The following is a 20962-nucleotide window of genomic DNA, read 5'->3' as shown; positions in this document are numbered from 1 at the left end:
CATTGGTGTGCATATACTTTGGTCCGTGTCCAAGGTCCTTACCTCCCTGCCTGTCGGTGAACGTGTCGGCATCGCCTTCTCCGGCGGCCTCGACACCTCTGTAGCGGTCGCGTGGATGCGCGAGAAGGGGGCGGTGCCCTGCGCATACACCGCGGACGTCGGCCAGTACGACGAGCCCGACATCGCCTCGGTGCCCGGTCGCGCCACCGCCTACGGGGCGGAGGTGGCCCGGCTCGTCGACTGCAAGGCGGCCCTGGTGGAGGAAGGGCTGGCCGCCCTCGCCTGCGGCGCCTTCCACATCCGGTCCGGCGGCCGCGTCTACTTCAACACCACCCCGCTCGGCCGCGCCGTGACCGGCACCCTGCTGGTGCGCGCCATGCTCGAGGACGGCGTGCAGATCTGGGGCGACGGCTCCACCTTCAAGGGCAACGACATCGAGCGGTTCTACCGCTACGGCCTGCTCGCCAACCCGTCGCTGCGCATCTACAAGCCCTGGCTCGACCCGGCGTTCGTCGCCGAGCTGGGCGGCCGCACCGAGATGTCCAAGTGGCTCGCCGAGCGCGGCCTGCCGTACCGGGACAGCGTGGAGAAGGCCTACTCCACCGACGCCAACATCTGGGGCGCGACCCACGAGGCCAAGGCGCTGGAGCACCTCGACAACGGCATCGAGATCGTCGAGCCGATCATGGGCGTGCGGTTCTGGGACCCCAAGGTCGAGATCGAGCCCGAGGACGTCACGATCGGCTTCCAGCAGGGCCGGCCGGTCACCATCAACGGCAAGGAGTTCGCCTCGGCCGTCGACCTGGTCCTGGAGGCCAACGCCATCGGCGGCCGCCACGGCCTTGGCATGTCCGACCAGATCGAGAACCGCATCATCGAGGCCAAGAGCCGCGGCATCTACGAGGCGCCCGGGATGGCGCTGCTGCACATCGCCTACGAGCGGCTGGTCAACGCCATCCACAACGAGGACACCATCACCGCCTACCACGTCGAGGGCCGCCGCCTGGGCCGGCTGCTGTACGAGGGCCGCTGGCTCGACCCGCAGGCGCTCATGCTGCGCGAGGCGCTGCAGCGCTGGGTCGGCGCCGCGATCACCGGCGAGGTCACGCTCCGGCTGCGCCGCGGCGACGACTACTCGATCCTCGACACCCAGGGCGAGGGCTTCAGCTACCACCCGGACAAGCTGTCGATGGAGCGCGTCGAGGACGCCGCGTTCGGCCCGCTCGACCGCATCGGCCAGCTCACCATGCGCAACCTCGACATCGCCGACTCCCGCGCCAAGCTCGAGCGCTACGCCGAGCTCGGCATGGTCGGCAGCCCGCACCCGGCCCTGGTCGGGGCCGCGCCGGTCACCGCGAGCAAGCTGATCGGCACCATGCCCGCGGGCGGCGCCGAGGCGATCGCCTCCGGCGGCCCCGCCGAGACCGGTGACGAGCTGCTCGACAGCGCCGCGATGGAGTCCGGCACCGACTGACCGGCCGCACCACATCGCACCACGCCATCGCGCCCCGGGGCCTCACCACCCCCGGGGCGCGACGCGTTGCCTGGCACACCCGGCCCGGCGGGCTGCCCGGTTCCCCGGCCCCGGGGAGCACGGCCCCGTGGTGCGGCAGCGTGCCCGGTCCGGGCCGTGGCCAGGGCCGGGCCCCATGCCGCGCCGCGGGGCCGGTGACGCCGCCCGCCGGCGCGCGCTCGGCCGCGTCCCAGACCCGGCCCGTGCGTCCAACGGCGCGGCCGGTACGGCCTCGCCGGGCCCTAGCGCCTGATCGCGGCGGGGTCCTTGACCTTGTTCACGCAGCCGGGAACCGTGGCCGGGCCCGCGCAGTTGTCGGGGACGTTGCCGGTGACCCTGCTCTTCTGGAGGGTGACGGTCCCCACGGCGAAGATCCCGCCGCCCGTGGTCCTGGCCTTGTTGGCGGTGACGTGGCTCCTGAGGAACTCGGCGACGGCTGCGTTGTCGGCGTACAGCCCGCCGCCCGTGTCGGCGGTGTTCCGGGTGATCTTGCTGTCCCGGATCTGCACGCTCCCGCTGCTGACGATTCCGCCTCCCTCACCCAGTGCATGGTTGCCGGTGACGACGCTGCCGACCAGCTTGCTCTGCCCGCTCAGCGCCAGCGCCCCGCCGATCACGGCCGCGTTGCGGGTGAAGAGGGTGGCGATCGCCCGGAGGGTGCCCTGGAATGTGACCCCGCCGCCGCCGAGTGCGGCGGTGTTCCGCTGATCGTGCTGCGGTAAAGCAGCGTCAGCGAGCCCTCGGTGGCGGCGAAGCCGCCTCCGCTGCCGTTGCGGGCCTTGTTACCGGTGAGGGTGGTGAACTTCAGGGACAGGGTGCCCCGGTTGAGGATCCCTCCGCCGTTGCCGGTGGTGGAGCCGCCCCTGATGGTCACGCCGGTCAGCGAGAGGAAGCCGCTGGGAGCCACCTCGGCGATGCGGAAATCGGTGGCGGCGTTGGCGGAGCGGGCGATCACCGCGTTCTTGCCGGTTATCGCGATCCTGCCGGTGATGACGGGGAGGGCGTTGTTGCCTCCCCGCGGAGCGGTGAAGGTGTAGGTGCATCCCTTCTCCAGCTCGATGAGAGCGGAGCCCCCGTTGTTCTGCACCTGGTTGATCGCCTGGACGAGGCCGTCGGGTCCGCCGTTGGGGCCGCTGCAGGGCACGAACCGCGTGGCCTGCGCGTGGCCGGGCGTGATCGTCCCCGTCAGGGTCGCGGCCAGGGCGACGCCGCTCAGGCCGGAGGCCAGCAGAGAAGGTGAGCGCATGAAAATCCCCCGTAATAAATATCAATTTCCCCCGTGCGCCAATATCCTCCCGCATCGCGCCGCGAATTAAACACCGTCGGAAATGTGTCTGCATGGGATTTTCGGCGTTAATCGCGCATCAATACCACTCGGCGCGTATGGGGTTTAGCGGATTAAGGCGACATCTCGGGCGCGGGGCGTGCGCGCCTTCCTCGGGTGGACTTCGCCCAGGTGGCGGAGCCTGGCGCAGCCGGCCAGGGCAACAAACCGCCGGTCGGCGCCGTAGGCGCGCGAATCCACCTGCCACGCCGGCCGGATGGGCGGACGTGTCACGCGACCCGACAGGCCGATGCCGGCCGATACGGCGGCTCGCCCGTCGCAAATGCACGCAGGATGGTGAACAACGGAACACCGACGGGCGCCGGGAAACGCGGTATACCGCGCCGCGAGCCCGCCCGATATCCCCGGCACGCCGCCCTCGGTGCGATGCCCGCCGTATGCGGTGGCCCGGTGAGCGTGGGCCTGCGGCGGCGTACGGCCGGGCCGCACCCCGGCGGTGCCCCGCGGCTGCGCACACGGACGACATGCCCCGCGGCATGGGCCGGACGGAGGCCCCGCGGCGCGAACGCGGAACCGCCGGAGTGCCGCCTCACCCGGGCGGCCGGATGGCGGGGGACGGCCCGCCACCCGGCACCCGCCCCGGGCCGGCCGCACCGCGACGGCGCAGCGCCCGGCCCGGCAGGGGCGCGGCCTGCGGGCCGGGCGGGTCACCGCGGGGTTCAGAGCGGGATGAGGTCGGGCCCGACGATGTGGCCGCCGGTGTGGGCGGCCGGGTTGTTCTCGTCGTGCAGGAAGTGGCCCGCGTACCAGACGACCAGGTTGGCGCCGTCGATGTTCTCGCCGTTGACGAACGGGTCGATCCGGATGCGGGTCTCGGCCGGGTCGCCGCCGACGATGTCGACCCGGTCGGCCAGCTCGTCCGGGTGGTGGCGCAGGAACCACGCGTCGGCCACCCCGAACTCGTCCGCCCGGCCGTCCCGGGCCCCGGGCACGATCCGGTAGCCCGCGCCGCTCACCTTGTCGCGCACCCGCCACTCGCGCACGTCCGGACCCCGCCTGCGGGAGGTCTCCCGCACGATCGTGGTCCACCGGCCGTCCGCGCCGAGCTGCTCGACCGTATCCGAGGCGGCCCCGCCGATGTCGAAGTCGAACCGCCAGTAGGCGTGGTGATGGTGCCGCATGCAGGTGCGCGGGTTGCGCACGCCCGCGAAACCGAACCGGGGCCTGATCACGCCGTTGTCGGCGAGCCGCCAGTCCGAGACGTACCGGTACCAGCCGGCCTCCAGCTCGGACACGATCCGCAGCTCCCGCCCGTCGTGGTGGAGGGCCACGCCCTGGAAGTCGCCCTCGTCGTCCCCGGCCTCCAGGATCGTCTCCGGCGGCCGGTCGCACAGCCGCCACCCGTTGCCGACCGGGTCGCTGCCGTGCGCGCGGAACAGGGTCTCGCCGTTCTGCCAGTCGCGGTACGACACCCCGTCGTCGTACAGCACGTTGAGGATCGGCACGTGGGCCTGGCGCAGCACCAGCCGGCCCCGGTAGCGCACCTCGCGCAGCTCCACGCCCGACCCCTTGCCGTTCCACTGCGGCGCCGAGTCGCGGGGCCGTACCACCACCAGGTTCCACAGCTCCTCGCCCCCGGCCCGCACCACCCGGACCCGCACGGCGGCGTGCCCGCCCTGGTCCTCGATGGAGTCGACGCCGCGCGGCAGCCGCTCCTCGCAGTCGTTGTCGCTCGGCTCGTGGAGCCCTCTGGCGTCCCAGGCGACCTTGCGGGCGGCGATGTCGACGGCGGCGAACCGGTGGACCGGCCGGCCGGAGGGGTTGTAGACGCCCAGCACCGGGCGGCGCCTTCGGGTGCCGTCGGGCAGCTCCAGGTCGGCCAGCGGCGGCATCGGCCGGTAGACGATCACGCCGGAGGCGGCGGGGAACCCGGGGTCGGCGCGCAGGATCTCCGCGGCGGCGCGCAGCTCGGCGGCCGAGGGGAGGGGACGCAGCGTGCTCGGCACCACCTCGGCGTTGTCCAGGGCGTCAAGGCGGCCGCGCAGCTCGACCGCCACGTTGGCCTGGGGGTCGAACACCGCGGCCCGGAACGGCGCCTCCTCGGTGGGGTCGTGGCCGAGCGGCTCGGCGGGCCCCACCCTCAGGCGGTCCGCGTCCGGCTCGCCGCCCGTGCCCGAGAAGTGCGCGGCGGCCGCCGGGTGGGCCGCGGCGGCCTTGCGCAGCCGCTCGGCGGAGACCCCCGGTAACCGGACCGGCTCGATGATGACGTCCACCCTCTGGGACATCCGACCTCCCGCTCGTCCGCGGAGGGCGCAACCGCCCCCTCCGCCACCGAAAGTGACGGCAATGATTCTGTCCGTACACGCGTCCGCGCGGGGGCCGGTTTCGCGGACCACCCGGTCCATGTCCCGTCCCGGACAAGGGGAACCGGCACGTGCGCCGCGGCGGAAGCCGGGTACGCCGCGCCGCTCGGCCGGCGACGCCCCCGATCGCCGTGCGCAGCACCCGGCCCTCGAGGGCGCCGTGGGTGAGGCGGCCGGGCCGGTCAGTCGCGGCGCAGGCGGTGGGTGAGGCCGGTGTGGCGGCGGCCCGCGCCGCGGGTGCGCACCGCGTGCGCCAGCGCCCGCCGCGACCCGACGATCACCACCAGCCGCTTGGCCCGGGTGATCGCCGTGTAGAGCAGGTTGCGCTGCAGCATCATCCACGCGCTGGTGGCGAGCGGGATCACCACCGCCGGGTACTCGCTGCCCTGCGAGCGGTGGATGCTGACGGCGTAGGCGTGGGCGAGCTCGTCCAGCTCGTCGAAGGAGTAGTCGACGCTCTCGTCCTCGTCGGTGAGCACGGTCAGCGTGTGCTCCTCGGGGTTGATCGCGGTCACCACCCCGACCGTGCCGTTGAACACCCCGGCGGCGCCCTTCTCGTAGTTGTTGCGCAGCTGGGTGACCTTGTCGCCGACCCGGAACACCCGCCCGCCGTACCTGCGCTCGGGCACCCCCTCGCGGGCGGGGGTGAGCGCCTCCTGCAGGGCGGCGTTGAGCGCGGCCGCGCCCGCCACCCCGCGGTGCATGGGCACCAGCACCTGCACGTCCCGCCGCGGATCCAGGCCGAAGCGGCGCGGGATGCGGTTGGCCACCACGTCCACGGTCAGCTCGGCGATCCGCTCCGGCTCCTCGCAGGGGAACAGGAAGAAGTCCGGGTAGCCCTTGGTGTAGGGGTGCAGGCCCTGGTTGACCCGGTGGGCGTTGACCACCACGCCCGACTGCTGGGCCTGCCGGAAGATCTGCGTCAGCCGTACCCGGGGGATCTCGGGGGAGGCGAGCAGGTCGCGCAGCACCTCCCCGGCGCCGACCGACGGAAGCTGGTCCACGTCGCCGACGAACAGCAGGTGGGTGCCCGGCGCGATCGCCTTGACCAGCTTGTTGGCGAGCAGCAGGTCGAGCATGGAGGCCTCGTCGACCACCACCAGGTCCGCATCCAGCGGGTTGTCCCGGTCGTAGGCGGCGTCCCCGCCGGGCCGCAGCTGCAGCAGCCGGTGCACCGTGGTGGCCTCGTGCCCGGTCAGCTCGGAAAGGCGCTTGGCCGCCCGGCCGGTGGGGGCGGCGAGGATCACCTTGGCCTTCTTGGCCCGGGCGAGGGTGACGATCGACTTGACGGTGAAGCTCTTGCCGCAGCCCGGGCCGCCGGTGAGCACCGCCACCTTGCCGGTGAGCGCGAGCCTGACCGCCTCGGCCTGCTCGGGCGCCAGGCGCGCCCCGGTACGGCCGGCCACCCACGACAGCGCCGCGTCCCAGTCGACGCCGGCGAACGCGGCCAGCCGGTCGCGGAAGGTGGTCATCAGCGCGCGCAGTGAGGCGGCGAGCGACACCTCGGCCCGGTGGAACGGGGTCAGGTACACCGCGGGGATGCGGCCCTCCCCGCCGGCGGGGGCGGGGATGTCCTCGCACACCACGCCGCTGCCGTTCGACCCCGGCGCCTGCGGCTCCTGCTGCTCGGCCATCTCCCGCAGGCAGGCGGCCACCAGGTCCGCCGGCACCTGAAGGATCTTGACCGCGTCGGCGATCAGGTTGGGGGCGGGAAGGAAGCAGTGGCCGTCGTCGGCGGCCTGCGACAGCGTGTACCGCAGCCCCGCCTTGACCCGGTCGGGGCTGTCGTGCGGGATCCCGACGGCCTGGGCGATGGTGTCGGCGGTCTTGAACCCGATGCCCCACACGTCCTCGGCGAGCCGGTAGGGCTGGTTGCGCACCACCGAGATCGACGCCTCGCCGTACTGCTTGAAGATCCGCACCGCGATCGAGGTGGACACCCCCACGCCCTGGAGGAAGACCATCACCTCCTTGATGATCTTCTGCTCCTCCCAGGCGTCGGCGATCATCCTCTGGCGCTTGGGGCCCAGGCCCGGCACCTCGATGAGCCGCTCGGGGGTCTTCTCGATCACCTCGAGGGTGTCGGTGCCGAAGTGGGCGACGATCCGCTCGGCCATCTTCGGCCCGATCCCCTTGATCAGGCCCGAGCCGAGGTAGCGCTGGATGCCCTGGATGGTGGCCGGCAGCACCGTGGTGTACGACCACACCTCGAACTGGCGGCCGTAGCGGGGGTGCGAGGTCCACCGGCCGGTCAGCCGCAGGCTCTCGCCGACCTGCGCCCCCAGCAGCGGCCCGACCACGGTGGTCAGCTCGTCGCCGCCGCGCTCGGTGGCCACGCGCGCGATCGTGTAGCCGGTCTCCTCGTTGACGTAGGTGATGCGTTCCAGCACGGCCTGCAGGACCACCCCGGGCGGCCGGGCCGCCGGGCCGCCGGTCTCGGTGCGCTCACCCACGAGCCGCATTCTGCCGCAAACCCCGCCCCGGCCGCCCTTCGCGGCCGCATCACCCCCCTGGTGACCTTCGGTGACGCCCCGGCCGACCCCGGTGACGGGTCGGGTGTGTCGGGTTTCTGCGGTGAGGGCCGATAAATAGCGACGAAACCGTAATCTCACCGCGGGCTGAACGTTCCAATGCTCCGTTGTTACCCCTATTAGGGTTTTGAACGTGGTGTTGACCTTGGTCGGGAGAGTGCAGTGCCGTCCGTTGCCAAACGCCGAAGGATGCCGATCGCGGCCCTAGCCGCCGCAGCCGCCCTGCTGCTGGGCTCCTGCTCCGGCGGCGGCGAGCCCGTGGCCAGCGGCTTCCAGGGACACAAGCAGGAAAAGCCGGCACCCCCCACCATCTCCGTCGCCCCGGCCGAGGGCGCCAAGCGGGTACGCCCCGACAAGCGGGTCGTCGTGGCCGCCTCCGGCGGACGGCTCGAGAAGGTCGTCGTCCGCGCCGGCGGCAAGGTCGTCAACGGCCGCCTCGACGCATCCGGAACCCGCTGGCGCTCCACCGAACGCCTCCGCCCCGGCACCACCTACACGGTGGAGGCCCAGGCCACCGGGGACGGCGGCCCCACCCAGCTCACCAGCAGGTTCACCACGCTCAAGCCCCAGAACGAGCTCGCCGTCATCGACGTCACCCCCGCGATCAAGGGGGAGATCCTCGGCGTCGGCGCGCCGATCATCGTCACCTTCAACCGGCCGGTCGAGGACAAGGCCGCCGTCGAACGCGCCCTGGAGGTCGAGGCCGAAAAACCCGTCCCCGGCGCCTGGCGGTGGGTCAGCGACCGGCAGGTGATCTACCGCACCGCCCGCTTCTGGCCCGCCCACCAGAAGGTGCGCTTCACCGCCCGCATCGCCGGGGTACGCTCCGGACCCGGCACCTGGGGGGTGAGGAACGTCAGCCACACCCTGCGCATCGGCGCCGCCTGGATCAGCACGGTCAACGTCAAGACCCACACCATGGTCGTCCGCAAGGACGGCAAGGTGATGCGGACCATGCCGATCAGCGCGGGCAAGGCCACCACCCGCGAGTACACCACGACCAGCGGCATCCACCTCACCATGGAGCGCGGCAACCCGGTCGTGATGATCTCGCCGGGCCGCAAGCCGGGCGACCCCGGCTACTACCGCGAGGTCGTCAACCACGCGGTACGCATCTCCAGCAGCGGCGAGTACGTGCACGCCGCCCCCTGGTCGATCCACGCCCAGGGCCGCGCCAACGTCAGCCACGGCTGCATCAACGCCCACCCGCGCGACGCCAAGTGGTTCTACGACAACTTCCACCGCGGCGACGTCGTCAAGATCGTGGGCACCGACCGGCCGCTGGAGTGGAACAACGGCTGGGGGTTCTGGCAGCTGTCCTTCAAGGAGTGGAAGAAGGGCAGCGCCCTGGCCACCTGACCCAAGGGACCTGAGCGGTACGGCACCGCGCCGGGGCCCGCGCCACCACCCCCTCGACGGCGGCGCGAGCCCCGGCGCGGACCCTTTCTCAGCCCTGCCCCAGCACCCGGCGCAGCACCGCGGCGAACCCGTCCGGATCCCCCTGCACGCCGTACTCGCCGCCGAGGAACCCCGCGTGCCCGCCCGGGAACTCCACCGGCTCGGCGCCCAGCCGCTCGGCGGCCGCCACCGCCGCCCGGTAGGTGAGCTGACCGGCCGACTCCACCCCCACCCCGAACACCACCCGCGCCGGCGCCGCCCGCAGCGCCTCGAAATCCGGCTCGTAGTGGGTGCAGGTGATCAGGTTCTGGCCGAGCAGCGGGTCGTCGCGCGAGCCGTCGTCCCCCGGCGGGAACCCGAATGCGGCCGGATCCGGCATCGGCAGCTCGGCGAAGTCCGCCGGGATCTCCCCCTGGATCGAGGTGAGCGCGATGAAGCACGCCATGCCCGCGCCCAGCCCGTCCCGCTCGTAGACGCGGCGGATGTGCCCGACCGCGGCCAGCGCCCGCTCGCGGTCGGGCAGCAGCGTGAGCAGCGGCGGCTCGTGCGCCACCACCGTGCGCACCGCCCCCGGGTGGTGGGCGGCCAGCGCCAGCGCGTTCACCGCCCCGCCGCTGGAGGCGAACACGTCCACCGGCCCGCCGCCCACCGCCGCGATCACCCGGCTCAGGTCGTCGGCGTGGATCGGCGGCGACGGCACCGTGGCGTCGGTCCGCGCACTGCGGCCCGTCCCGCGCGGGTCGTAGGTCACCACCGTGCGCTCGGGGAACCGGGCCGCCAGGCTGACGAACCCGGTCGCGTCCATCGGCGACCCGATCATCAGCAGCGGCGGCTCCCCGTCCCCCGCGCCCTCACGCACGTCGTACTGCAACACGGCCCCCGGCACCTCGAGGGTGTGGGTCTTCGGCTCGGTCATCGCTCGCTCCTTCGTCGCACGACCTCTGCCCCTACAGACCCAAAAAAGCGGTGAAACTCATCGCCGCCCGCCCACGGAAATCCCGGTACGGCCTCGCGGCGCGGCCGGGCGTACCGGGCGGGGTCACAGCAGGGCGAGCTGGCGGGCGGGGGAGCGGCGCCGCCGCCACCGCCGCGCCGAACGCCCCACCCCGTACACCTCGGCCAGCCGCCCGACCTCCGCAACGATCCGCTCCCGATACCCCGCCGCGGCCGCCGGGCCCGCCGCGTACAGCTCGCCGTACCGGCGCACCAGGCCCGGATGCTCCTCCGCCAGCCACGCCAGATACCACTCCCGCGCCCCGGGCGGCAGCGTCAGCACCACCGGCGTCACCTCCACCGCCCCGGCCTCGGCCGCGCGCCGCACCGCCGCCTGCAGCTGGTCGAACGAGTCGGTCAGGCACGGCAGCACCGGCGCCAACAGCACCCCGCACGGCACCCCCGCCTCGTTCAGCGCCGCGCACACCTCCAGCCGCTTCTGCGGGGAGACCGCGCCCGGCTCCACCATGCGCCGCAGCCGGTCGTCGACGAACCCCACCGACACCATCACCCGCACCGGCACATACCGGGCCGCGTCGGCCAGCACCTCCACATCCCGCAGCACCAGCGGGCTCTTGGTCACCACCGTGAACGGGGTACCGGCGTCCCGCAGCGCCGCCACCACCCGCGGCATCAGCCGGTAGATCTCCTCGGCGCCCTGGTAGCAGTCCCCGGCGACCCCCACCGCCACCGGATCACCCGGCCACGACGGCCGGGCCAGCTCCGCCCGCAGCCGCCGCGCCGCGTTCACCCGCACCACGATCGCCTCGCCGTACCCCGGGCCCGCGTCCAGCCCCAGACGGCGATGCGACCCCCGCCCCGGGCAGTACCGGCACGCCGCCGCACACCCCCGGTACGGGTTCACCGACCAGCGGTAGGGCAGCCCGGTGGCCCGCGGCACCGCCTCGATCACCGACCGGGCCTGAACCTCGTAGAAGACGGTGGCGCCATGCGACCGCCGTACCGCACGGCGCTCGATCCGCGGCCGGGCGGGACCGGCGTCCACAAGCGAAGTCGCCTCCCACCGCATGCGCTTCAGTAGAACACGCATTCGACCCGGCTGCCAAGCCACCCCAAGGCGATGCGAAAGCCGCCGTTGCCCGGCGCGACAAAGCCGTGGCCCGGCGCAACAAAACCTGGCCACCCACCCGGGCGCCGGATACCCTCGCCACGTGCCGCGAGCCTGCGGCACCGCACCGGAGCCGGCCACACCCCCGCGGGAGACGGGCCCGCCGTGACCGGCCTGCACCGGCACGGGCTCGCAGGCGGCCACACCCCTGCACGCCACGCCGCCGACCCAGTCGTCTGCGGCCCGCCGCCGCATCCCCGCACCGAGCCAACCGGAACACACGATGCCCACCGCCTCCGCACCACCCGCCACCCCCACCCGGCGGCTGCGCCTGGCCCGCGCCGCCGTCGCCGCGCTGTTCCTCACCAACGGCGCGGTGTTCTTCAACGTCGTCCCGCGCTACCCCCAGATCAAAGACGACCTCGGCGTGGGCAACGCCGTCTTCGGCACCGCCCTGGCCGCGCACCCGGCCGGCGCCCTGCTCGCCGGGCTGCTCGCCGGGCTCGCCATCCGCCGCCTGGGCTCGGCACGCGTGGCGGCCTTCGGCATCGTCGCCACCGCCGCGGCCACGCTCGCCATCCCGTTCGCCCCGAACTGGGCCGTCTTCGGCGCCGCGCTCTTCGCCGTCGGCGCCCTGGACGCGGTCGTCGACGTCGCCCAGAACGCCCACGGCCTGCGCGTCCAGCGGCTGTACGGGCGCTCCATCGTCAACTCGCTGCACGGGGTGTGGAGCATCGGCGCGGTCCTGGGCGGCCTCATGGGCTCGGCCGCCGCCGGGCTCGGCCTGCCCCTCACCGTCCACCTGGGCGTCTCCGCCGCCCTGATCAGCCTCGTCGCCCTGGCCGCCCACCGCTTTCTGCTGCCCGGCCCCGACGACGCCGAACGCCCCTCCGGCCAGGACCGCGACCGCGGCGCACCCACCCGCGATCGCGGGCGCCGCCGCGTGACCCGGGCCGCGGCGCGGGCGCTCGCCGCGCTCGGCGTGCTCGCCGCCTGCGGGGCACTCGTGGAGGACGCCGGCGCCTCCTGGGGCGCCCTCTACCTCAGCGGCCTCGGCGCCGACGCCGCCACCGCCGGGCTCGCCGTGGTCGCCTTCCAGACCGCCATGACCGCGGGCCGCCTCACCGGCGACCGCGTCGTCGACCGCTTCGGCCAGCGCACCGTCACCCGCGCCGGGGGCGTCCTCACCGCCGCCGGCATGGGCGCCGCCCTCGCCCTGCCGTCCACCCCCGCCACCCTCGCCGGATTCACCCTCGCCGGGCTCGGCGTCGCCGTCCTCGTCCCCGCCGCCATGCACACCGCCGACGAGCTCCCCGGCCTGCCGCCGGGCACCGGCCTCACCGTGGTCAGCTGGCTGCTGCGCGGCGGCTTCCTGGTCTCCCCGCTGCTGGTCGGGGTCGTCGCCGATCTCGTCGGCCTGCGCGTCGGCCTGCTGTCGGTCGTCGCGGCCGGGATCGTCACCGCCGCCCTCGCCCGGGCGCTGGCCGACCGCGTCCACGGCTGAACCCCAGACCCCGCGCGGCCACCCGCCCCGGGCCGACCGGCCTGCCGCGAGCCCGGGCCGCACCGGCGGGAACGCTCACCACCGCCGCTCGGGCCACCCGCGGCGCGCGCCGGCCCGGGGCCGGCACCGACGGCCGTGCGGCGTGCGGGCTTCGTGCGAACGGGACAGCGACCCCACACCCCACACCTCGGGGGCGGAAGGTGTGAAAGCACAAGATCGCGGTGGCTAGGCTGACGTCATGGAACTGGCCGAAGCACTCCAGTACTGGGAGCCCGACCCGGGCTACCTCAACACCGCGACCCACGGCCTGGCCCCCAAGCCCGCCGCCGACGCCCTGCGGACGGCGATCGACGAGTGGCGGCACGGCCCGGCCGGATGGGAGGCATGGGACGTGGCGACCCCACGCGCCCGCGCCGCCTTCGCCCGGCTCGTGGGCGCCGACCCCGGCGACATCGCCATCGGAGCCGCGGCATCCCAGCTCGTCTCGATCGTGGCCGCCTCGCTCCCGCCCGGCAGCCGCGTCCTCGTCCCCGAGGGCGAGTTCACCTCCAACCTGTTCCCGTGGGTGGTCGCCGACGCCAAGGTGGCGACCGTCCCGCTCGACCGGCTCGCCGACGCGATCGGCCCGCACACCGACGTGGTCGCCTTCAGCGTCGTGCAATCCGCCAACGGCCACATCGCGGCCGTCGACGACATCGTCACCGCCGCCCGCGACCACGACGCGCTCATCCTCGCCGACGCCACCCAGGCCTGCGGCTGGCTGCCCGTCGACGCCACCCGCTTCGACGTGCTCGTCTGCGCCGCCTACAAATGGCTCACCTGCCCACGCGGCACCGCCTTCGCCTACCTCGCCCCGCACGTCCGGGACCGGTTGCGCCCGTACTGCGCGAGCTGGTACGCGGGCGCCGACCGCGCCGCCTCCTACTACGGCCTGCCCATGCGCCTGGCCGAGGACGCCCGCGCCTTCGACGTCTCCCCGGCGTTCTTCAGCTACCTCGCCGCCGCCCCCGCCCTCGAACTGCTCAACGAGATCGGTATCGAGCGGATTCACCGGCACAACGTCGCCCTCGCCGACCGCTTCCTGGCCGCCCTCGGCCTGCCGCCCCGCGGCAGCGCCATCGTCTCCATCGAGGTGCCCGACGCCGAGCGCAGGCTCGCCGCGGCCGGGGTGCGCGCCGCCGCCCGCGGCGGCAGGACCCGGCTGTCGTTCCACCTCTACACCGGCGAGGCCGACCTGGAACGGGCCATCACCGCCCTCACCTGAAACGACCGGCGCCCGCCGGGCAGGACCGTGACCCTCGGTGCGCGCCCCGGGCCCCGGCCCGGGGCGCGCCATCCGCCGCCCCGCGCCGCGGCCGCGCCGTACCCGCGCGGAAGCGGGTGGTCACCGGGCACCCGCTAGGCGGAGGGCGGGACCGGCGGCCGGAAAGCCGGACCGCATGCGGGGGCGACGTCACCAAGGAGCGGGGGAGCGCGGCAACGTTGACGCCGGACGGCACGCCGACGCGCGGCACCTCGATGCGGGCATGCGGCGGCGCAGATGACGTACGGCGCCACCACGCCGGCCACGGCGGGCCGCCGGCCACGCCGCGTCGGCGGTGTCAGAGCAGGTGCGTGATGCGTGGACTCACGACGCACACCCCGGCTGTTCCGGTGCCTCCATGCCGCCGCCGTCAACCCGGCCACCCGCCCGGGCGGCTCTCGAAAAGGCCGTCCGCGCAGGCCTTTGTCTAGGCTGTACGGGTGCTCAAACCCGACTATCCGCTACGTACCGAGCGCCTGATCATCCGGCCGTTCAACCTCGGGGACCTGTACGACCTGCACGCCTTCCACTCCCTGCCCGAGGTCGCCCGGTACCTGTACTGGGAGGCACGCGACCTCGACCAGACCCGCCAGGCCCTGGAGGACAAGATCCTCCGCTCCGCCCTCTACGACGAAGGGCAGGCGCTCAGCCTCGCCGCCGAGCTCGCCGACAGCGGCGTCCTCGTCGGCGACCTCACCCTCTTCTGGCACAGCCGCACCCACCGCCACGGCGAGATCGGGTTCGTGTTCAACCCCGCCTACCACGGCCGCGGCCTGGCCACCGAGGCCGCCCGGGAACTGCTCCGCCTCGGCTTCGAGGAGCTCGGCCTGCACCGCGTCACCGGCCGCTGCGACGCCCGCAACATCCGCTCCGCCCGCGTCATGGAACGCCTGGGCATGCGCCGCGAGGCCCACTTCGTCGAGAACGAGTTCGTCAAGGGCGAGTGGACCGACGAGTACGTCTACGCCATCCTGCGCCGCGAGTGGCTGCGGCAGCGCGAGCCGGGAGCCTGAGCACCGCCGATCCGCGTCCTCGTCCTCGCCCCGGCGTGCGGGTGTTCCGCCCCGGCACGGCCGCACGGTCCGCTCAACCGCCGGGCCGCGTTCCGGCCGGAGGGCGGCGGGCCGCGGCCGGGGCGCGCTCGGGGCGGACACCCACCCCGATCATCCGGGCCGGCACCACCGAAAGCCCCGGCACCAGCCGGAGCAGCGGAGCCGCCACCGGCGCCACGCGAGGAAGCCGACCGGCCAGCAGCGGCCGGAACACCAGCCGATGCAACACCCGCTGCACCATCTGGGTGACCACGGTCGGCAGCAGCCGCCTGCGCCGTACCGCCGCGAGATCCCGCTCGGTGACCCGGCCGCGCAGCAGCGGACCGGCCAGCAGCCGCGCCGCCGCGACCGCGTCCTGCACGGCCAGGTTGATGCCCACCCCGCCCGCGGGGGACATGGCGTGGGCCGCATCCCCGATGCACAGCAGCCCGGGCAGATGCCAGCGGCGCAGCCGGTTGAGCCGCACGTCCAGCACGCGCACCTCGTCCCAGCCGCGGATCGTGCCGGCGACGCCCGCCGCCTCCGGGACCGCCGCGGCCAGATCCCGGCGGAAGGCATCCAGGCCACGGGCCCGCAGCCGGGCGTCGGCACCCTTGGGAATGAGGCGGGCGACCTGCACGTACCCCTCGCGCGGGATCAGCCCGAACACCGCACCGTCCCGCACCCGCGGCACCAGCGCGCCGCTCACCCCCGGCAGCGGCGGCAGCCGGAACCACCACACATCCAGCGGCACCGGGAACTCCCTCGGCCGCAGCCCTGCCTCGCGGCGCACCAGCGACCAGCGGCCGTCGCAGGCCACGGTCAGGTCGGCCCGCAGCTCGCCCGGCCCGTCACGGTCCCGGTACCGCACCCCCGCCACCCGGCCGTTCTCCCAAAGCAGCCCGGTCACCTCGGTGCTCATCCGCAGCGTGAAGCACGGCTCCTGTCCGGCCGCCTCGGCGAGCAGGCTGAGCAGGTCCCACTGCGGCACCATCGCCACATACCGGTACGGCGTCCGCAGCCGCCGGAAGTCGACCGCGGTCACCTCGCCACCGCCCGGCAGCGGAAACGCCAGCCGCTCCACCCGGGTGTGGGGGAGGGCGGCGAACCGCTCCCCGAGACCGAGCTCGTCGAGCAGCTCCAGCGTGCTGGGGTGCACGGTGTCACCGCGGAAGTCGCGCAGGAAGTCGGCGTGCTTCTCCAGTACGGTCACCCGCACACCCTGGCGGGCGAGCAGCAGCCCCAGCACCATCCCGGCCGGGCCGCCGCCGACGATCGCGCACGTCGTGGCCTGGCTCCGCATCGCGCCTCCTCCGGCCCCAATAGGACTTCATGACCGGTCGGCGGCGCCGTACACCCTCATGGCCCGGACCGGCCACACCCGGGGGAGAAGAGCCCTCCACAGGGCTCGGCCGATCGGCACCGGCCACCGACAAGGCCGGGCGGCGCCGGCGCGGGCCTCCCGGCTCGGCACGGGCCGGGGCGGTCACGGGCACATGTACCGGCCCAGCCGCCGGGACGCGACCCACAGCCCGCCCAGCACCATCACCAGCAGGTACGCCCCCGACACCAGCAGGTCCCACTCCAGCCGCCACAGCGCGAGCCCGCGCAGCAGCTCCACCGCGTGATACAGCGGCGTGAGCGTCACCACCACCTCCAGCACCGCCGGATAGTCCCGCACCGGGACGAACGTGCCGGAGAACAGAAACAGCGCGAACTGCCCCGTGGTGACCAGGTCGAAGTCCTCCCAGCCGCGCATGAACGTCGCGACCGCCGCGCCGAACCCGCCGAACGCCAGCCCCACCAGCAGCGCCGCCGGGAACGCCGCCACCGCGCCGACCGCGGGCACCAGCCCCATCGCCACCATCACGGCCAGGAAGATCCCCGCGTACAGCGCGCCGCGGATCATCGCCCAGGTCAGCTCGCCCAGCACCAGCTCGAACGGCCCCACCGGCGTCGCCAGCACCGCGTCGTAGATCCGCGCGTACTTCATCTTGTGGAAGAAATTGAAGGCGGTTTCCGCCAGCGCGCCCGACATCGCCGACACCGCAAGCATCGCCGGCGCCACGAACACCGCGTACGGCACCCGCGACCCGTCGTCCAGCTCCATCGTGCCGATCAGCGCACCCACGCCCACACCGATCGACAGCAGGTACAGCAGCGGCTCCACCAGCCCGGACAGCAGGACCAGCAGGTACGAGGGGCCCGAGCGCATCGCCCCGATGTTGCGGCCCACCACCGCACCCACCCGACCGGCCGACCGCCGCGCCGCCAGCAGCGCGATCACCACACACCCCTCACCCGTACAACCGCCTGCGGAAGACCACCGCCGCCAGCAGGCAGCCAGCCACGCCCCACACCGCCAGGTAGGCCAGGTGCGCCGCCACCGGCCACGCCGGCGGGATCCCCAGCGTCGCCGCCCGGTTCAGCTCCACCGCGTGCCACAGCGGCGTCGCCCGGGCCGCGGCCTGCGCCGCCGCCGGAAGCCGCTCCACCGGGAAGAACACCCCGGCGAACAGCGACGACGGCACCATCGCGAACCGGAACAGCAGCGCGAAGTAGGAGTCGTTGTCCACCGCGGCCGCCAGCGCCGTCACCGGCGAGGCCACCGCGACCGTGAGCACCAGGCACACCAGCGGCGTGACCACCGCCCACGCCGAGACCAGCCCGCCGAAGGCCGCCGCGACCACCAGGAACACCGCCACGGCGAAGACCACCCGCAGGATCAGGTACAGCAGCCAGCCCTGCAGGATCCCGGCCACCCCCACCGGCGTCACCGCGATCGCGTGATAGGCCCGCGTCCACTTGAAGTCGCTCATCACCGGGTAGGTCGACTCCACCAGCGCGATCTCGAACGCGCTCATCGACAGCAGCCCCGGCACGATCCACTGCAGGTACGGCACGCCCTCGAGCTCGCCGACATACCCGCCGACGCCGATCCCCATGCTCAGCAGGAACAGCACCGGCAGGATCAGCGACGAGAACGCCGAGCCGCGCCACACCCGCCGGTACAGCGCAAGCTGCCGCTCCAGCACGGCCAGCGTCTGGCCGAGCAGTCCGATGGCCGCGCCCCGCACCGGCGGCCGTGCGGCCACCGCCGTCACCGCCCCGCCGTACGGCTCGGCGGCGGGGGAGCGGTCGCCGGCCTGTGCTCCTTCGCGCCGCACCCGTGACATCCCTTCGTCGCCCCTCGGCCGCGCGCCCACGTCACTCCACCAGGGTCCGGCCGGTCAGGTGCAGGAACACGTCCTCCAGCGTCGCCCGCCGCACCAGCGTCGCCGACGGGATCAGGCCGCGGCGCTGCACCTCGGCCAGCGCCGCGTCCCCGTCGCCGGTGTACACCAGCAGCCGGTCCGGCAGCGGGTCGAGCCGTTCGCCCACGCCTGCGAGCTTGTCGGCGTACTCGTCCGGGGTGCCGTCGGCGAACCGCAGCTCCAGCACCTCGGCCGGGCAGTACGTCTCGATCAGCGTCCTGGGGGAGCCCTCGGCCACGATCCGCCCGCCGTCCATCACCACCAGCCGGTCGCACAGCTGCTCGGCCTCGTCCATGTAGTGGGTGGTCAGCACCAGCGTCGTGCCCTGGCGTTTGAGCTGGAACAGCCGCTCCCACACCAGGTGCCGGGCCTGCGGGTCGAGCCCCGTGGTCGGCTCGTCCAGCAGCACGATGTCCGGCTCGTTCACCAGCGCCCGGGCGATGGTGAGGCGGCGCTTCATGCCGCCCGACAGCGGCTCCACCTTGCCGCCCGCCCGGTCGGCGAGCTGCACGAACTCCAGCAGCGCGTCCGCCCGCCGCCGGGCCTCCCGCCGGGGGATCCCGAAGTAGCGGGCGTAGGTGATCAGGTTCTCGCGTACCGTCAGATCCTGGTCGAGGGTGTCGAGCTGCGGGCACACCCCGAGGCGGGCCCGGATCTGCGCGCCCTGCCGTACCGGGTCCATGCCGAGGATGCGCAGCACCCCGCCCGACGGGGGCGACACGCAGCCGATCATCCGCATCGTCGAGGATTTCCCGGCGCCGTTCGGCCCGAGGAACCCGAACGCCTCACCGGCCCGAACCTGGAAGTCGATGCCGTCGACCGCGACGAAGTCCCCGAACCTCTTGACCAGCCCTTCGGCATAGATCAACGGCTGCTCACCAACCACCCCGCGACCATAACCCACGGCTGCGACACTTTCGCAAAGGGTTTTTGAGCACGTGGAACGCTTTTCGCCACGTACGGCCGAGAGCGGCCGGTACGGCCCGGCCGGGCTTCTTCCCGGCCGCGTCACGACGGCATGCTCGCCCTCGGGGCGGCCTCGCCGCGGCGCGCGGCGATGCGCCGCGGTCGGCGCGGCTGGGTGTCGACGTTTGGCCGGGGCGGCGCTGCGGACGCCTGGATGGTGGCGCGACAGGGTAAGTCGTCGGCGGGCGCGGCGGCCGTGCCGGGCCGGGGGAGAGGCCTGCGGTTCGCGGGAGGTCAGTCACCGCCGGAAGAGAGGCGGTCCAGCACCGGATAGATCGGGTTGGCGCGGGCGGCGGCGCGTACCTGGCGGGCGGTGGATGCGATGTAGTTCTGCCCGGTCACGATCGACGCGTGGCCCAGCAGCTCCATCAGCTCGTGCGCCGAGGCGCCGCGCTCGGCCAGGCGGGTGGCGAACTCGTGCCGCAGCGCGTGCACCAGCGTGCCTTTCTGCACCCGGTCACTGATGCCCGCGTACCGGTAGCACTGCCGCACCAGATACTGAAGGCCACCACGCTGCAGCGGACGGTTACGGGTGTCGACCAGCAGCGGCGCCGAGCGGGGGAGAGAGGCCAGGTTGAATCGCCGCATGCGGCTGTCGAGATAGGCGTCGATCAGCCGCTCCAGGCCCGGCTCGATCGGCAGCGAGCGGGTCTTGCCGCCCTTGCCGACCACCTGGATACGGCGGTCGCCGGGGAAGCCGCCGATCGAGCCGATCGTCAGGCCGAGCAGCTCGGCCGAGCGCATGCCGGTCAGCAGCCCCAGCGCCAGCACCACCAGATCCCGCTCCACCCACGGGTCCCGCGCCTTACGCGCGCCCGCGGCGATCCGCTCCAGCAGCGTCACCGCCGCATCACCCTCGCCGAGCAGCGGCTTCGGCGCCCGAGCGGGCTGCCGCGGCCGGGGGACCGCCGCCATCGGATTGCCCTCCAGCAGCCCCTCAGCCACGCAGAACGTCAAGAACCGGTTCCACGCGCTCCACGCCCGGTTGACGCTCGCCGCCGACCGCGGCGCGGAGAACTCGGCGAACGCCGCCCGCATCAGCCTGCCGCCGAGCGCCTGCACCTCGAGGTCGCTCAGCGGGACACCGGCCTGCGCGGCGGCCAGCTCCGCCACCGTACGCAGATCACGCTCGTACCCGGCGATCGTGTGCGGCGACATCTTCCTCGCCTGCAGCGACCGCACGAACTCGCCGATCGCCTCCAACACCCGCCCGTCCGCGGGCTGCCCGAGCCCGGCCATCACACCGCCCCGGCCACGGAGGGGAGCCCAGATGTTTGATGCATAATAAAGATTATGCATGAAACATGCCGCTGACGGGCCGGAAGAGGGCCCGGCGAGTCGTGTTCGCGTCGTCTCGTACCCGTGTCGGCGCAGCCACGCACATCTCGATTCGGCCGCTGCGCGCAAGGCGGAACATCCGAGCCGGCTCGCGATTCGATACGCAGGAGCGCCGTCGTCACGCTGCGCCGGATCGCACCGGCACCGCGGCGTGTCGCGCGTGCGAAGTCGCGTCCGGCAGCCCAGGCGGCGCGCGCCACAGGCGGGCATCGAAAGCCCGGGCACGGCGTCCTCCATTCGCGCGCCCTGGAGGGCCTGCGACCGAGCGCCGCGACGCGTGACTCATGCCCGCCGCGTCCGGCCGGGTGTCTCGCGCGACGGCCAGGGAGATCTTGTCCGCGACTGCGCGCCGGATGACGTGGCACCCCGTGACCGGCGGCCGCGAGGGCCGGGTATCCGGCGACTCCCCGTTTC

16 protein-coding genes are annotated in these 20962 nt (G+C 73.8%); 5 read left to right on the top strand and 11 right to left on the bottom strand.

Annotation, left to right across the window (positions count from 1 at the left end; genetic code table 11):
• Positions 1–25: 25 nt before the first annotated feature.
• On the top strand, positions 26–1474 hold the full coding sequence (argG, locus tag FHX40_RS11065; RefSeq protein WP_142259524.1) for an argininosuccinate synthase: 1449 nt from the start codon (positions 26–28) through the stop codon (positions 1472–1474).
• Positions 1475–1755: 281 nt separating this feature from the next.
• Here argG and FHX40_RS11060 read toward each other — a convergent pair whose 3' ends face one another.
• From FHX40_RS11060 to recD2, 4 genes are all read right to left on the bottom strand, one after another.
• Positions 1756–2130 (bottom strand): hypothetical protein, encoded by a 375-nt coding sequence (locus tag FHX40_RS11060; protein WP_170198796.1) that lies wholly within the window; start codon positions 2128–2130, stop codon positions 1756–1758.
• Positions 2127–2759 carry a hypothetical protein gene (locus tag FHX40_RS11055; protein WP_142259522.1) on the bottom strand — a complete coding sequence of 211 codons (633 nt, stop codon included), beginning with the start codon at positions 2757–2759 and terminating at the stop codon, positions 2127–2129. Before FHX40_RS11055 ends, FHX40_RS11060 begins: the two co-directional genes overlap by 4 nt.
• A 758-nt stretch (positions 2760–3517) precedes the next feature.
• Positions 3518–5083: a hypothetical protein gene (locus tag FHX40_RS11050; protein ID WP_142259521.1), complete on the bottom strand. Its 1566-nt coding sequence runs from the start codon at positions 5081–5083 to the stop codon at positions 3518–3520.
• A gap of 260 nt (positions 5084–5343) precedes the next feature.
• Positions 5344–7614 (bottom strand): SF1B family DNA helicase RecD2, encoded by a 2271-nt coding sequence (gene recD2, locus FHX40_RS11045; protein WP_229788165.1) that lies wholly within the window; start codon positions 7612–7614, stop codon positions 5344–5346.
• A gap of 267 nt (positions 7615–7881) precedes the next feature.
• Here recD2 and FHX40_RS11040 point away from each other — a divergent pair, with 267 nt between their 5' ends.
• Positions 7882–9051 carry a L,D-transpeptidase gene (locus FHX40_RS11040; protein WP_142259519.1) on the top strand — a complete coding sequence of 390 codons (1170 nt, stop codon included), beginning with the start codon at positions 7882–7884 and terminating at the stop codon, positions 9049–9051.
• 88 nt (positions 9052–9139) lie between these two features.
• On the opposite strand, the gene FHX40_RS11035 is transcribed toward FHX40_RS11040, so the two are convergent.
• Positions 9140–10006, bottom strand: a complete 867-nt coding sequence (locus FHX40_RS11035; protein ID WP_142259518.1) for an alpha/beta fold hydrolase — start codon at positions 10004–10006, stop codon at positions 9140–9142.
• A gap of 123 nt (positions 10007–10129) precedes the next feature.
• Complete coding sequence (locus tag FHX40_RS11030) at positions 10130–11134, bottom strand: radical SAM protein (RefSeq protein ID WP_244941591.1); 1005 nt, start codon at positions 11132–11134, stop codon at positions 10130–10132.
• A 301-nt stretch (positions 11135–11435) separates the two neighbouring features.
• Between FHX40_RS11030 and FHX40_RS11025 the strand changes: the two genes are divergently transcribed.
• The 3 genes from FHX40_RS11025 (at position 11436) to FHX40_RS11015 (ending at position 14972) form a co-directional block, all read left to right on the top strand.
• Positions 11436–12656, top strand: coding sequence for an MFS transporter (locus tag FHX40_RS11025; RefSeq protein WP_142259517.1), 1221 nt, complete (start codon positions 11436–11438; stop codon positions 12654–12656).
• Positions 12657–12894: 238 nt separating this feature from the next.
• On the top strand, positions 12895–13920 hold the full coding sequence (locus FHX40_RS11020; protein WP_142259516.1) for an aminotransferase class V-fold PLP-dependent enzyme: 1026 nt from the start codon (positions 12895–12897) through the stop codon (positions 13918–13920).
• Positions 13921–14399: 479 nt separating this feature from the next.
• Positions 14400–14972, top strand: coding sequence for a GNAT family N-acetyltransferase (locus FHX40_RS11015; RefSeq protein ID WP_142259515.1), 573 nt, complete (start codon positions 14400–14402; stop codon positions 14970–14972).
• A 73-nt stretch (positions 14973–15045) separates the two neighbouring features.
• Here FHX40_RS11015 and FHX40_RS11010 read toward each other — a convergent pair whose 3' ends face one another.
• From FHX40_RS11010 to FHX40_RS10990, 5 genes are all read right to left on the bottom strand, one after another.
• Complete coding sequence (locus FHX40_RS11010; protein WP_142259514.1) at positions 15046–16293, bottom strand: FAD-dependent oxidoreductase; 1248 nt, start codon at positions 16291–16293, stop codon at positions 15046–15048.
• Between the two features lie 183 nt (positions 16294–16476).
• Positions 16477–17277: an ABC transporter permease gene (locus FHX40_RS11005; RefSeq protein ID WP_229788163.1), complete on the bottom strand. Its 801-nt coding sequence runs from the start codon at positions 17275–17277 to the stop codon at positions 16477–16479.
• A gap of 10 nt (positions 17278–17287) precedes the next feature.
• The gene (locus FHX40_RS11000) at positions 17288–18157 is read right to left on the bottom strand and encodes an ABC transporter permease (protein ID WP_229788162.1); all 870 of its coding nucleotides are present in this window, start codon (positions 18155–18157) and stop codon (positions 17288–17290) included.
• A 40-nt stretch (positions 18158–18197) separates the two neighbouring features.
• A complete protein-coding gene (locus tag FHX40_RS10995) occupies positions 18198–19130 on the bottom strand; it encodes an ABC transporter ATP-binding protein (RefSeq protein ID WP_142259512.1) in 933 nt (310 codons plus the stop codon).
• Between the two features lie 314 nt (positions 19131–19444).
• Positions 19445–20449, bottom strand: coding sequence for a tyrosine-type recombinase/integrase (locus FHX40_RS10990; RefSeq protein WP_142259511.1), 1005 nt, complete (start codon positions 20447–20449; stop codon positions 19445–19447).
• Between the last annotated feature and the right edge of the window lie 513 nt (positions 20450–20962).

This window comes from Thermopolyspora flexuosa (genome assembly GCF_006716785.1).
Lineage (GTDB): Bacteria > Actinomycetota > Actinomycetes > Streptosporangiales > Streptosporangiaceae > Thermopolyspora > Thermopolyspora flexuosa.
Note: the sequence above shows the minus strand (reverse complement) of the source record. Positions and strands in the feature narration are given on the sequence as shown.

Excerpts from the sequence above, each read along its gene's own strand:
- FHX40_RS11055 (WP_142259522.1), bottom strand. The coding sequence starts at position 2,759 with ATGCGCTCACCTTCTCTGCTGGCCTCCGGCCTGAGCGGCGTCGCCCTG.
- FHX40_RS11050 (WP_142259521.1), bottom strand. The coding sequence starts at position 5,083 with ATGTCCCAGAGGGTGGACGTCATCATCGAGCCGGTCCGGTTACCGGGG.
- FHX40_RS11040 (WP_142259519.1), top strand. The coding sequence starts at position 7,882 with ATGCCGATCGCGGCCCTAGCCGCCGCAGCCGCCCTGCTGCTGGGCTCC.
- FHX40_RS11035 (WP_142259518.1), bottom strand. The coding sequence starts at position 10,006 with ATGACCGAGCCGAAGACCCACACCCTCGAGGTGCCGGGGGCCGTGTTG.
- FHX40_RS11030 (WP_244941591.1), bottom strand. The coding sequence starts at position 11,134 with ATGCGTGTTCTACTGAAGCGCATGCGGTGGGAGGCGACTTCGCTTGTG.
- FHX40_RS11025 (WP_142259517.1), top strand. The coding sequence starts at position 11,436 with ATGCCCACCGCCTCCGCACCACCCGCCACCCCCACCCGGCGGCTGCGC.
- FHX40_RS11020 (WP_142259516.1), top strand. The coding sequence starts at position 12,895 with ATGGAACTGGCCGAAGCACTCCAGTACTGGGAGCCCGACCCGGGCTAC.
- FHX40_RS11010 (WP_142259514.1), bottom strand. The coding sequence starts at position 16,293 with ATGCGGAGCCAGGCCACGACGTGCGCGATCGTCGGCGGCGGCCCGGCC.
- FHX40_RS10990 (WP_142259511.1), bottom strand. The coding sequence starts at position 20,449 with ATGGCCGGGCTCGGGCAGCCCGCGGACGGGCGGGTGTTGGAGGCGATC.